Raw genomic sequence first — 13,482 nt, 5'->3', positions numbered from 1 at the left:
CTCCGGGGCAACCTGTGTTATCCCGGAGAATGTATTTTGACAGCATAAACATTGGGCCACCGCCCACCACTGCCATCCGATATGACTATTCCACGGCGGCGCATTCCACACGCAAGAAGGGGAACAGTTCGTCCGGATTACGGCACTCGCTATTCATCTTCAGGCGTGCTGCCTCTGCGAGCGACCTGGTTGCGTAGCTGGGCTTTAGCCGTAATTTTTCTTGGTTGTCGTAGATATCGAAGCCACCTGACACGGTAGCCGCATAAAACCGAGCCCCAGATTGGAAGGATTCTTTTTCTATCGGTACGGCTGGAACGATAACAAATCTTGTTTGCATAGTTTGTGCCTCCCCAGACAGATACTTAGTATTAGCCTGAGGAGTGATAGGCATCAATATGACTCATCGAGACGATTCACTGACGCGGCGTGTCACTGGCCGTGGCAGGCATCGCCTCGCAGCTAGCGCATCCCACAGCCAGCGCCTATACCGCAATAACTACGCGGTCCGTGTAGGAGCTGGCTTGCCTGCGATGGGCTGCGCAGCAGCCCCACTAACGCGACCTAACAGGCTTATCCCAAAGCAGCCCCTCAACAAGCCGTGACACCGCCCCGCCGCCCTTTCAAAGACACCGCCTACTCAGCCGGCCCCTGCCCGTTTAGCGCCATCACCTTCCCACACTGCTCACTGGCCAAACGGCTGATGATGCGGATCGCCTGATGGATACCGGCCGTGTTACGAAAGCTCAGCCGCGGGTTGTGTTCGCATTCCAGCATTTCGTCGTGCTGGACCAGGGCTTCGCCTAGTAGCTCGAGGGTCCAGGCGTAGCTTTGGAGGGTGGATAGGCGTTCTTGGTCAGTCATGGGGCACCTCCGTTGGGGTGGCGGCGGAGGGGGCATGACTGGGGGTTTGTTTGCTGAAGGCGGCCAATGAATGGCGGTGGAGAACGGATGCGTGGATCCTGGATGGGCTTGAGATAAGCATGCATGACACTCCAAGTTTTAGTTGAAGCTGCCACGGTCCTTCCTACGGGATTGGGTGGCAGCTGTGTATGGGGTAGGAATACCGGGAAACTTGGTAACCCGGCCAAGCCGAAGCCTGCCCACACACAGCCGCCATGACACAGCACGGCAAGCACAAAAAAAGCGCCAGCTTTGGTGCAGGGGCGCCTTGCTGCAGAGCAGCGAGATACGGTCTGTTTGGCGCACGAGCGACCATGATCGTTACAAGCATGAAGCCGTCGTGGTTCGGAACCACTGCGAGCTACCAAACTTAATGCCGTAACCGATCATTTAGAGGAAAACGGGATGAGACTTTATTTGCATCCCACATCAACTTCACTGTTCCTGACTGCTTTTCCGTGCCCGTGACGCTGCCGGCCTCGACACTGCCTTCTTCGCTTTGGCTGCCGCAGGGCTTTTCCCTCGTTTCGGTCCGGCCACCACGTAGGAACTGGCCAGCGCCGCGCCCACAGCGATTGGCCCACCAGCCTTCAACTGGCCGACAGTGTTGCCGACGAGCGTTGCAGTGGGCTTATCTTTGGCAGTCATCACCATGCCCATCCGCACGCCAAAGAGACGCAGCACGGCCTCTAAAGTGCTGAGCTTCGGATTCGACTTCCCGCTTTCCAGTTCGTACAGGCTTTTCGTGGACATCTTGCACATGGCCGCGAAGGTCTCTTGGTCAAGCCCGGTGACTTCGAGCCGCAGACGGCGGATGGACGTGCCAATTGGATCGAGCCCCGCCGCGTTGCGCTTGACGATATCTTCCACGAGCTGGGCGCGCTCTTCAGGCTGTAGTTTTTTCATCGCAGTCCCCACTCCACGAGTCGCTTGTCCAGGTTATTCACGGGTAGAGAGGCTGCATTGCGCAAATTCGCTCGTCCTGTCCACGACCTCAGCATGCGCGAAAGCCTCGTTCCGATCCGGCTGAAGGCCTTCCACCGACTCCTTGATGCGCAGATGCCCAACAGGGGGCGGCGTGAAGCGCTCTAAGGTACAGCCCCATTTCCACACCTTCGGGCTTAAGACGCCCGTAGCGGGATTCAAGAGAGTCCTTGGCAGCACCAGAGGGAATGATGTCGTAGAGGAATGCTGGATACCCTTTGACGTCATGGTGGTCCCAGTTCAACGGAAGGTTAACGCTTAGGGCGAGTTCGCAACGATCTTCCATGCGATCAACGTTCGCGATGATGTAGTCGCCGTCGTAGGCCACAAGGCACCTTCCATCAGCAACACGCTCGGGGTTCTCAACCGTGAGTGTCGCGGCATCGCGCCATGCACCATCGGAGAAAGCCTGGGTCGTAAGTCTGAGCGGCATCACGACACCATTAATCAGTATTTCAATGCTGATTATCATAGTGTTCGTGGCAGGAACCGGCAATATTTTGCTGATTAAAAGCTCTCACATGGGAAAAACCGGCACTACACTACCGAATATGCATTCAGAGCGCGCAGGAGGGGCTAGGGTTAGGTCACGGCCTGTCGAGTGGCTCTGGAATGAACCCCTGCTCTTTCAACGCCTTGATGACCCCGCGCATCAGGTAATTGTTGGAGAAGCCAATGGTGTATTGCCTAGAGCCTGGCTTAACCGGCAGAAGCATACCTTGCTCTACCAGATTTTTAATCTGATAAGTCCGTTGGTTAGCCGTGAGCGAGGGGTGCCTGAGCAATGTCACTCGACTTCACAACTTTCAGCTTTATCGCGCTGGCCAGAATCTGTTCCTCTGTAGACACAAAAAAAACCGCACAAGGCGGGATTCTCTTGGTGCCAAGCAGCGTGAAATCGCCATCTGGCCAATCTGTATGGTGCGGAGACAGACAGACGGTTGTTGGACGTGAGGGCCCGGTTTTCGCGGGGCTGGAATTTAGTGGTTTTTTTGATGTACCTCATAGGGTATCTATAAATAAATCAGCTATTTATGGCTTTCAATGGAATCGAACCGGGACTTCTTGGACTTCTATGAGAGCTACCCCCCCCCCGCCTCAAATACCAACTGGCTAGCGATAGAAAACGCCTCAAAGCTGCCCTTGTCGGGCGCAGTTAATGGCCAACGGAGGCTCTTGCAGTTGGTCTCCATTTGGGCGTCCTGAATCGCCCTAGGCAGGTCTGAACAAGCGGTCCGTTTCAGCAGTACTGGCACAATGGTATGATACTCCGCATTGATCAGCACGCTATGGGAGTCTTGGATGCCAGATAATAAGAAAGGAATGCGTGATCTTCAAATATACAAAAAAACAGGTTTGTCTTTCCCAGCAACCACCCTTCCCCAAGCGATGCACTCGCTACCAATCGACATATTTGAAATCACTGGGGTATACACCGCACCAGCATTGAGCATCAGTAAGGAAGACTCTAGGAAAAACATGGCAAAGAAAAGGGTGGACTACACTCCAAACGAGCAGAGCATTCTTTATGGAGAGACTGGCGGGGCCTGTCCACTCTGCACATTACCTATTATTTTCAAGAAAGCAACATCAAAGCATCCCGAGAAAGGGTATGAGATTGCTCACATTTACCCGCTCAATCCAACACCCTTGCAAGCTAAAGCCCTAGTAGGATATTCGCCCCCTGCGGATAGCAATGCTCTCGAAAATGTAATATGCCTGTGTCCAAGTTGCCATAGAAAATATGACAAAGACTTCAAAATCGAAGAATACCTCAATATTCAAGAAATTAAGAAAAGGTATCTACAAGAGGCGCGAGCAAAGCTCGTCACAGCCGAGTGCCACCTAAAGGAAGAAATCAAAGAGCTGCTGCAAACGATTATTGAGCTAACACCTGAAGACATAGAAGCAACCGAGGTAGAACTGGATATAGCGAGCGTTACGGACAAGTTGAAAACTCATGCGAGCCCTCTACTAAAACGCAATATCAAAAGAGATGTACTTGACTACTACGTAACGATAAGAGATGAAATAAAAATTTTAGAACAATACGACCAACTAACGGTGAGAATTCTGCAAAACCAGATCAATACGTACTTCTTGGAAATGCAGCGAATAATCCCAAACAACAAAGACTTGGTATTTACTTACATCACTCAATGGATGAGCAAAAGGTCTGGCAAGTCAGTCGATGCCGCCAAGATCCTGACCTCATTTTTCGTGCAGAACTGCGAGGTCTTCGATGTTAGTCCCGAGTAAATTCACTAAACTCGAAGATTCAACCATTTTCAAGATGCGTACTATTTTGGCTAAGGGAGAGCAAGGAGAAAGTGTCGCTCAGTTGCTAGCCAAGACAAATGAAGATTTTCAAGACGCGTCAGAATTTCTATCCGCGCTGGATATTTTATTTTTCTTGGGGTATTTAAATGTACTGGACAACGGAGTGATTGAGTATGCTTAAAAAAATCAAGTGCGAACTGTTTAATCATAAGGAAATCATCTTCCACGAAGGACTAAATATTATTCTCGGTGATGACGATGCGAAAAACTCCATCGGAAAATCATCTGCCCTCATGGTGGTCGACTTCGCAATGGGCGGTAATAGCCTTTTAAACGACAAGGCCGGTGTAATTCAGTCCCTAGGCCATCACGAATACTTTATTGAATTCCAATTCGACAAGAAACCGCTTTACATTTGCCGCTCCACCGCTGAACCCGACCTAGTAGACATTTGCGATGATCAATATAAAGTCAGCAATACCATTCCACTCGAAGATTACAAGGATGCTTTGAAGTTCCATTACGGGATATTCGTGCAGGAAAGTCCTTTCCGTTCAATTGTCAGCGCCTTTAGCAGAATCTGGAACAAGGGAGAACTTGATCCAGAACATCCGTTCTCAGGGTCACCAAAAGAATCCCAAGGAACATCGATCAGCCGTCTAATTGATGTCTTCGGACGCACAAGTGATATTGCCGAAGAGAGGGCCATTCTAGAATCTTTTATCAGCAGAAAAAATCTGATGATGAAGTCCATGGCAGCAGAAATCATCCCCAACATCAAAAAATCACAATATAAGCGAAATGAGAAACTCATCTCTGATAACGCCAAGCTAATTGAGGACATGAAGCATAGCTTTTCCGGGGCTCTCTCTGCTTATGAGGCTCTATTTGACGAAAATATCCGTAGCTTGCAGCAGAGCAAGAATGATTTAAGCCAGCAAAAAACCCTTCTTCAGGTCAGATCTGAGAGGTTGAGCAAGGATATCTCCGGCGTAAATCCAAGAGTTGCTGCGAATATTGCACTCGTTGTAGAGTTTTTCCCAAACGCAGACATTTCTAGGCTTGAACAGATAGAGGCCTTTCATCAGAAAATCTCTTCCCTTGTTAAGAAAGAACTGAGAGCAGAACTCACCGCATTACAAGGTAAGGAACTTGAACTTTCGGGTGAAATAGACCAGTTAGATAAGCAAGTTCGTGATACCCTCACTGCCAAAGGAACCCCTAGCGACCTGTTTTCTCGCGTTTTTGAACTCAAAGAGCTTACGGACAAGGCCATAGAAGAGAATAAATTTTACGACCAAAAAACAGGACTTCAAGAAAGCGCCCGCCGTTCCAAGGAACGACTTGAGAGCATATTTACTCGCATATTTATCGATATCGAATCAGCAATTAATAAAAAGCTAATTAAATTTAATCGAGTTGTATACGGAAAAAATCGAAACCCGTCACAACTGAGACTACATACCTCAGCTTCGTACAGTTTTACCTCCCCCGAAGACACAGGAACTGGTAAATCTTACACAGGACTGATTGGCTTTGACCTCGCGTTGCTCTCACTGACTTCACTGCCGTTCCTTATTCATGACTCGGTTATATACAAGAACATTGAAGTTGCAGCGACCAAGCAAATTTTGCGAATTCTGGCAGCAGTGAAGAAGAAACAAATATTCCTTGCGTTCGACGAAGCTTCAAAATATGGATCAGACACCGCGGGCATTTTATTCAAACACACCGCTATAAAACTTAGCCACAATGATCTTCTTTACACTAAAGACTGGCGAGATAAAAAATAGCTAACCGATTGCATGTAGCCTTAGACCATTCTACTTAGACCCAGCTAGATCTCACTCAAGGATTTGTATATGGATGACTTCGAACCAACATTAGACTTCGCTGCACTTTCCATAGACAGCAGTATCTTAAGAGGCCAGCGATACAATTTCGACGGAGGCATACTAAAGCAACTCGAACAATTCGATGGTAGCATTATCCCCATTATCCAACCTGACGTCGTTCATCGGGAGGGGCTAAGACATTTAACTGCAGAAATTGATCAAAATCTAAGATCTGCACGAAGCAGCCTCAAGGCCTTATCTAAATATATGCCCAGTGCAGCCACATCGGATCATTTCTCAGAAAAGCTGAGTTCTACAGTTGTCGCATCTCAGATGGCCACCGAGCGATTTCAGAGCTTCTATTCAAATATCAATGCACAAGTCATTTCGGCGTCTAAAGTTAATGTCAACGAGTTAATGGACCTATATTTCAACACACTACCTCCATTCGAGAATAAGGCTGAGAAAAAAAGCGAATTTCCTGATGCAATAGCTTTACTATCGCTGGAGTGCTGGGCTAGTGAAAATGATAAGGTCATGGTTGTAGTAAGTAAAGATAAAGGGTGGCACTCCTATGCTAAAGATTCTCAGTGGCTCCACGTAGTCAGCGAATTGCCGCATGCACTTTCCTTGTTCCAGCCTCATACCAAAATCACTAAGATAATTGAGCGGCTACGAAAAGACGGAACTCTGGAGAACAGCGGACCATTATATGAAAAAATAATTATTGCATTATCCAACGCCACTGCAAATATGGAGCCCGAAATACAAGCCAATTCTTTTCACCATTATGAGTACGACGATCTCCAACTCGAATATGTTGATCATCAGTTAGCGCTAGCATCTGACACGGACGAGCTTTTAGTCAATATCGTTTCTATCGAAGACAATTCCGCTGTAATAGGGATTAAAGCACTTGTTACAGTGCACGCCACTGCATCATTCAACTTCTCCCAATACGATTCGATAGATAAAGACTACGTAAGCTTGGGCGGAGTAGAGGCCTCGATTGAAACCACATACGAGACCGACGTACTAATCTATTTTGGGGGTAATTGGACTGACTATGAAAGAAGCGTCACTCACGAAGAAATAGAAGTAATTGGTGAGCTAGAGTTCCTTGATTTCGGTGAAGTGTCACCCGACTACTCTAGCGACCGAGATGAAGAGCATTTATGGGAGTGGGAGCAACATAAGAAGGAGGAGGCAAAAGCGGCTACTGACTATAAGCCTTCGAGTTAAAATGCATTGCCCTCCGGACAGGATCGTTTTAGATTGTCATAAACACTTCAGAAATGGGAGAGATTTATTCCTTAAGTGGCGGAAAACAAAAATCCACGCATGAATCAATGCGGGACCTTTCATTTTCCGATCGGAGACAGACGGACGGTTGTGAGCCATGAGGGCCCGGTTTCCGTGGGGTTGGGATTTAGCGGATTTTTTGATGTACCTCATAGGGGATCTATGAACAAATCAGCTAGTTATGGACTTCCTTGGAATCGAATTGGGAATTTTTGCGCTCCCAGGGGTGCTTTCAGCCCATTGCAGCCGTTCACGGGAATGATGGGAGTTTGTATTTAATAGGTATCCCAATGATCGACTCAACATGCGGGGCTGGGTCCGGTATTTTTGGACCCAGCCCTCCATTATCACCGCGGGTAGATCTCGAGCATTGAGTTTCAGAAATGTAGAACCCTATTTTTGGCAAACTTAAGAAATTCCACGTTCCATCCTGCGGAGCAGATATTGTAGGGACACGAAGCACAGCTTCGGAAGAACTCCGAATTTTCAGTCAGCGTCCCCGTCCTTTATAACCGGCGGGTGCAGTTTTTACCTGTTTTGGTGATCGCCCAGGCTTTGTGGATTTGAACCGGGCTGGATCTATTTCAAAAACACTGACCGCAACTTGATTGTTACCATGGATGTGGGCTACTAAGCGTTCATGCTTAGGCAGCGGAACTTGCGCTGTAGAACCACCAAACTCACCTGAGTTTGCTAGCACTACTGGTTGATACATGTGGAAATGTAGTGCCGCCACCATATTGTCGAATGTTTGCACGTCCTGATTCAACGCTGAAACTAGGAATACATCTGAACGGTCTCGTAAATCGGCTACCAGATCAAGATCAGTTGCATCGTAGCAGATCGCTGCCGCTAAGCGTGTTGGCGAAGTTGTACCTATTGGAAGCTCTACCAGCGTTACATGAGGGCGATGCCCTTTAACCCCCATCTGTTGTTCAAGTTTCATGGGATGCAGTTTACCCTGCCACACGTATTGAATATTCCGACCCTGGTCTGGAGCGTCTGTCCGGATTAGCCATAGCCCCTGATTAATTGGACCTCCGCATTTGCTTGAATGCATGAATGTAAGTCCAGTGAAGATATTGGCCTTAAGCATGTCTGAAAGGCGCCGTAGAAAAAAAACGTGCTCTGGATGTACTGCTAATTCAGGGAAAATAATAACATCGATATTCGAGTCCTCATCCTCTCCATCTTTTAGCGGTCGAGATGATACCCAAGCTCGCAGTTTAGCGTGAGCTAGCCGACAAACCTGAGCCAAGTGACGTCGATGCTGTGACAACATCGCTGGAGTCCAGTGGGTAGGGTCCTTAGTATCGAAATCTTCCATCCTAGGACGAAGCGTCTGGACAATCGCAACCCGCAACGGCCGGTCCACAAGGGTGGTACCGTCGCTGGTAGGGATCACGTAGAAAGGGGTTTTACTACGTACCCCATATAATTCCCGCTGTTCTGAAATACGTTTTTCAAGTATTGCTAACAGCTCACCTGGTGTGCGGACGTTGGAAACTGGAGCCGCATCATTGGCTTTAAATTCGATACCAGGCCATTGGAGGAGTATTGAAATAAATCCAGAAAGCCATGGCGAAACCGGCGCAGGTTCGTCCAGCATGCCGCCGCCAGAATTAAGCATTCCAAAGCGACGTTTATACCAACTGCTCCGTATGCCTCTGTAGCGCCCAACCTCCTCTGTTACTAAGAATCTCCGTGCGGTGTAGTCAAAATCACCTGTTAAGGCTGATCTCAGAATTCGACCCAATCCGTACATCCAGGTCCTATCATTGCTAACCCATTCTGGGCTTTCATATAGCGGGTTATTCTCATCTGACTCATCAGACAAATTAACCTTCAAGAACTCAGGATCGCTCGGGAGTGATTGCAACAGATTCCAGTCTGAACATGTAACTGTAATATCAACAGGGCTAAGTCTATCTGAGAGTCTCGCCTCGATGCCCGGCATAACAAGAAGAGCTCTAGCAAGCATTAAAAGCCCATTTTCTTGGCCAAAAGCATTTAATGGATCTTGCATAACTCGAAGCAACTGCCGCGTTGCTACTGCTTTGTTGTCTTTTTGCCTGCTGGCACTGATACGGCCAATTTCAACTATAGATTGCGGGACAAATTTTTTCCATTTTGGTAATGTGGTGCCCCGCTTGCCATTCGCTTCCAGAAGTAAATCAGGCCTTTCAAGAGCTACTAAATTCACAATTTTTTGTATCTGAATAACTGACGTGGTGGAACTAAGACCTTCAGCTAACCAAGCGGCAAAGCGCCGAGGATTTGGATGCATCTGTTGAGCAACAAGTGCATACGGTATTGCCTCTAATAGTTCAACGGAACTGGAACGCTCAAATAAAAGTGCGCTTCGTAGTCTTTGATATGACTCCTCAATCTCAGGCTCTTCGATATCATCAAGGCCTACACTATTATCCCCGATCGAAGCCAAATATAGTAGCGCCTGCTGCACCAAGTACCAAGGCGAACTATTTCGCTCTACGACGATAGCTCTTGCGAAGCTTCCAAGATCCTCTCTGTAACCTTGAATGTCGATATTTTCGGGATAGCTCTCATCGTCCCGGAAGCCGGTTTCCACAATTCCGGCACGTAGTAAGTCTGCGGCGATGTATTCAGCACTTTTAATTTGACGCTGTTCATTTTGACTTGGTTCGCCGGGAGTTTCGAATAGCTTCGCACTCAGTGCCTCAAGTACTGGCGATAGCAATTTGGGGTGTGGGAACAAATCTAGTCCACATCGGAGCAATAATACTAGGGCGGGGTTTTCTGCCCAGCATTTAATTAATTTACGCGCTGTGGATTCGAACTCATGGGAGAGAGCCTCTCCGCCATTCATCCGATCTCCTAAGGACTCGCCTGTATCATCGGGAGCGCTGAGATCAGTCATGGCTAGACGCTGTCTCATTAACTCTACGAGACGAGTTGCAACAAAGCGTTTGACTGTGTCGTCTCGAACGTCTGTTGCGGGGGCAGCGATCGTTGCTAGCCTTAGTTTAGACCTCGGCGGCTCTTGTGATCCTTCAATCTGATCCGATATCCAGAGCAAGCCCTCTAGGCCTCCAGCAGCTTGTGCTAATGAATCGATATCAAATGTTCCGCTCAACTCAGCCCCAAGCACGCTCATCAAGGTTGAAACATTATTCTGAGACGACATTGATCGATAAGGAGTTATAGAACACTTATCTTCTGACAGGACAATCTCTTTTTGGGCGCCGATGACCTTACAATGTTCCTGGAGCCTTTTAGTTACGTAGCTTTTAACTTGATTCAGTGGGGAGCTGTGGCTTGGTGCTTCAATCACAATCCTGATATCATCTACGTAACGGCAATAATCAAGAATTTTTATTTCACTGTCTTCAACTAGCAAATTCTCACGAGTATCTTTGTCGACTATTTTATCAAAGCCGATTAAATATGAATTTGCTAAAAAACCTGATGCTACGAGACCCTGCGGAAGCCCTAGATCGAGGGTTTTACATCCCAATTCATTGAACAGTTCAGCTTGTTCATTATCGCTGTCCCGCCAGCGCCATTTCAATATTTTTTCCGTTTTATCCCAAAACTCTTGGTCGGCTCCGTTGTCTACCTGCACATGAAATTCCCGATTAAACTCGGCCTCAAGGCGTTGCAGCTCATTTATTAATGCCCGACGATCCACACGATCATAAAACGACTTTAAATCAAGAGAAACTACGAACAGCTCTTTTCCTTTAGGTATCCGTTGAGATGACTCGGCACAGATTTGCCGTGGGCGAGATAGGAACGCGCGATAGTCTTGGTAGTACTTACGATACGTCTGGCTATTACCCCAAGAGAAATTGGCTTTAGCGCGGTTTCCAGCACTTTCTGACCATCGGCAGTGAAGCCGATTCCCGTAACTTGTAAGACCACTTGAGCGTGCTTTAACCGCATCAACTTCGTCCGGATTCCCTTGGATTGTCTCTATGGATTCAGCAAGACACATCATGACGGCAGTCGCTAGAGATTGATCACGAATTCCTATATGAGCGAGAGGTCGTAATTTTTGAAGACTAGGGCGATCAAAATGATCATCTTCTTTTTCTGAATCCGGCCCCCAGGCGTGAAATAAAGAGCTGCTAATAGTGGTATCTAAGAAATTGTCCTCTCCCGACTCAAGGTCCTTCTTGAACACCCACCTACCATTTTTTGGGGCAGGCACCAGCATCATTTCCTTAGTTTGAAACCGAGGTCTCTGAATGTCCTTGGCCCACACGATCAATTGCCGTTCTAAGTTTACGGTAGATCTATCGAGCTCAAGGACGTCAGCATACGAGTTGTGGCGACGGATGAAGCCTTGGGTCTTTTTCCAAGCTTGGGCAAGGATGACAATGTCTATGAGCGCCTCGCCACGTGGGTGTAAGACCAGATATTTCGTTTTGATGATGGACATCATCTCTCTCGTGTAGAGCAGTGCGCAGCAGTTTTCAGCTGGCGTGCGTTTGGCTGGTAGCACCGAGAGAGACGAAAGGAGGCATCAAGCCTTCTAGTGAAGGAACCTTCCTTGGTAACGCCCGCATGCCATGATTTCACGGTAACATCATCGTGTTTAATAGCGAAGTCGGCAAGGGTTGGCGTTAGGAGTAGAGTGACTTTATGAAGCCCTTTAGACGCTACGGAGCACAATCTGCTTACTCCTGAATCGCACCGGATTTCTTAGATTGCAAGCGAGCGCCTCTGTCTGGTAGCAGTCCTGCGTGAAGGGTAGCTACGGGTCGATTGCTGGCAGTCGAACCTTTCAAAATCAGATCCTCGCTCAGCAGTTGAACACCCATGTTTTTTGTAAACGACGGGTGAGTAACCGCACAGTAAGAAAATAGTAATACCGCGTCATCTCACTGCGTCGATCTAGGCGATGCTCAAGAAACCAAACCAAATGCTTTCTCTGCCAGGCCCAAGGTGTCTTTCGCTGCCAGCGATTTGCAATTTCAGCTTGGATAAGCGTCGCCTGCCGCAAATGGCGTTGCCGCGTCGTGTGCGACCCGATCAGCACGCCAGCCAAGAACAATTCCATATCGAATGACTTGCTCATGTCCGTCCTCCAATGTAGGCAGCGACCACGTCAATCCGGCCGTGCCCAAGCTCATAGCTGATTCTCCTCCGGGCCTCGCGATCAAGCTTCCTATCTACCTGGCAACATTTGTCACCATTGATTGGCGCGGGGTGCTGGGTGATCTGCTCGTAGCGCTCACATGCGTACGCCGCTCGTAGCTCATGGAAGCCTTTGAGGTTGTGTGCATGCAGGATGTCCCGTGCAGGGCGGATGATTTGTTGCAGAAGATTTAGATAGCTTTCATGTGGCGCGATCAGGTTGCGGCTACCCGCAGGCGACACATGCCTTGCAAACTCAAGTGCACCTCGAACATGGTCGTCCACCGCGATCCAGCGTGGCGCTGAAGCCCCGGCGCGGCCGCCTTTGGTGCCGTCCTGGATGTTAATCCTGCCTAGGTCGTTAACCTCACGGCTCAGCCGTGGCAGGTCAGCCAAGATAGCCTCACGCAAGCGCATGCCAGTGGCTCGCGCCAACAGGACGATCGCGGCGGCCCGTCTCTGGTCACGACTGCAAAGCGCATCGACGATCTGCTTAATCTGTTCGCGGTCCTGGCCCTGCGGAACCGAGTGTCGAACCCCGGTGCGCTGCATACCCAGCGCCTTGCTCGGACTTGGCAATTTCACATACTGATCACCGCGAAGCGCTGCCATGGTCATGTTAACGCTGCTTAGCCGATTTTGTGCGGTGCTGACGGCTAGATCACCGCGCCCAACTATGTCGTGCAGATATGCCGCATAGCCCGCCAATACCTTCCGATCAATTTGCCGCGCATCATTGATACCGGGCCCCTGTTCGGAGCGGCACCATTTGACGAATGCCTGCCACCGATCACTGTGCGCCTTGACCGTGCCGTAGTGGCCGCCGCCGAACATGTCTTTCAGCGCCTGCGGCCCTGCATAGCTCAATTGCCTGCCGTAGCCGAAATTGCGGCCATCGCGTTTACCCACCAATGCCATGTCGCTCACCTCATCTTTCGATCTCCGATCCTCGCCCCACGTCATCCCGCCAAGAATGCTGAGTGTTATCAGGGATCAAGGCCCCTGCGACCTGTGGGGGTGTCCATTACGCAGGACTGGCGGCTCCTTACGACCGGGAGCA

Annotated in this window: 11 protein-coding genes and 1 pseudogene; 4 read left to right on the top strand and 8 right to left on the bottom strand. The window is 49.0% G+C overall.

The window, feature by feature from the left end:
- Positions 1–85: 85 nt before the first annotated feature.
- The 5 genes and pseudogenes from DV532_RS30805 to DV532_RS03465 form a co-directional block, all read right to left on the bottom strand.
- Positions 86–337, bottom strand: a complete 252-nt coding sequence (locus tag DV532_RS30805; RefSeq protein WP_056796693.1) for a hypothetical protein — start codon at positions 335–337, stop codon at positions 86–88.
- A 296-nt stretch (positions 338–633) separates the two neighbouring features.
- Positions 634–861, bottom strand: coding sequence for a hypothetical protein (locus DV532_RS03485; protein ID WP_056795330.1), 228 nt, complete (start codon positions 859–861; stop codon positions 634–636).
- A gap of 474 nt (positions 862–1,335) precedes the next feature.
- The gene (locus tag DV532_RS03475) at positions 1,336–1,806 is read right to left on the bottom strand and encodes a helix-turn-helix domain-containing protein (protein WP_056795327.1); all 471 of its coding nucleotides are present in this window, start codon (positions 1,804–1,806) and stop codon (positions 1,336–1,338) included.
- An 88-nt stretch (positions 1,807–1,894) separates the two neighbouring features.
- Positions 1,895–2,356, bottom strand: coding sequence for a hypothetical protein (locus tag DV532_RS03470; RefSeq protein ID WP_236707472.1), 462 nt, complete (start codon positions 2,354–2,356; stop codon positions 1,895–1,897).
- A gap of 115 nt (positions 2,357–2,471) precedes the next feature.
- Positions 2,472–2,739 (bottom strand): annotated as a pseudogene (locus DV532_RS03465) (Fic family protein); the annotation flags it as partial.
- A 447-nt stretch (positions 2,740–3,186) separates the two neighbouring features.
- Here DV532_RS03465 and DV532_RS03460 point away from each other — a divergent pair.
- The 4 genes from DV532_RS03460 (at position 3,187) to DV532_RS03445 (ending at position 7,241) form a co-directional block, all read left to right on the top strand.
- Positions 3,187–4,143 (top strand): ABC-three component system protein, encoded by a 957-nt coding sequence (locus DV532_RS03460; RefSeq protein WP_236707471.1) that lies wholly within the window; start codon positions 3,187–3,189, stop codon positions 4,141–4,143.
- A 34-nt stretch (positions 4,144–4,177) separates the two neighbouring features.
- Positions 4,178–4,345: an ABC-three component system middle component 7 gene (locus tag DV532_RS03455; protein ID WP_236707470.1), complete on the top strand. Its 168-nt coding sequence runs from the start codon at positions 4,178–4,180 to the stop codon at positions 4,343–4,345.
- Entirely contained in the window at positions 4,338–5,957 is a 1,620-nt protein-coding gene (locus DV532_RS03450) for a DUF2326 domain-containing protein (RefSeq protein ID WP_056795322.1), read from the top strand. Before DV532_RS03455 ends, DV532_RS03450 begins: the two co-directional genes overlap by 8 nt.
- Before the next feature lie 69 nt (positions 5,958–6,026).
- Positions 6,027–7,241, top strand: coding sequence for a PIN domain-containing protein (locus DV532_RS03445; RefSeq protein WP_056795319.1), 1,215 nt, complete (start codon positions 6,027–6,029; stop codon positions 7,239–7,241).
- Between the two features lie 550 nt (positions 7,242–7,791).
- Here the strand turns inward: DV532_RS03445 and DV532_RS03440 are convergent.
- The 3 genes from DV532_RS03440 to DV532_RS03430 form a co-directional block, all read right to left on the bottom strand.
- Entirely contained in the window at positions 7,792–11,724 is a 3,933-nt protein-coding gene (locus DV532_RS03440) for a reverse transcriptase domain-containing protein (RefSeq protein ID WP_082476758.1), read from the bottom strand.
- Positions 11,725–12,087: 363 nt separating this feature from the next.
- Positions 12,088–12,363: a hypothetical protein gene (locus tag DV532_RS03435; protein ID WP_056795316.1), complete on the bottom strand. Its 276-nt coding sequence runs from the start codon at positions 12,361–12,363 to the stop codon at positions 12,088–12,090.
- A complete protein-coding gene (locus DV532_RS03430) occupies positions 12,360–13,340 on the bottom strand; it encodes an integrase domain-containing protein (RefSeq protein ID WP_056796688.1) in 981 nt (326 codons plus the stop codon). The genes DV532_RS03435 and DV532_RS03430 overlap by 4 nt, the downstream gene beginning before the upstream one ends.
- Positions 13,341–13,482: the final 142 nt, after the last annotated feature.

It is taken from the genome of Pseudomonas sp. Leaf58, from assembly GCF_003627215.1.
Classification (GTDB): Bacteria; Pseudomonadota; Gammaproteobacteria; order Pseudomonadales; family Pseudomonadaceae; genus Aquipseudomonas.
The sequence above is the reverse complement of the archived record's forward strand: the minus strand, read 5'-3'. Positions and strand labels throughout refer to the sequence as shown.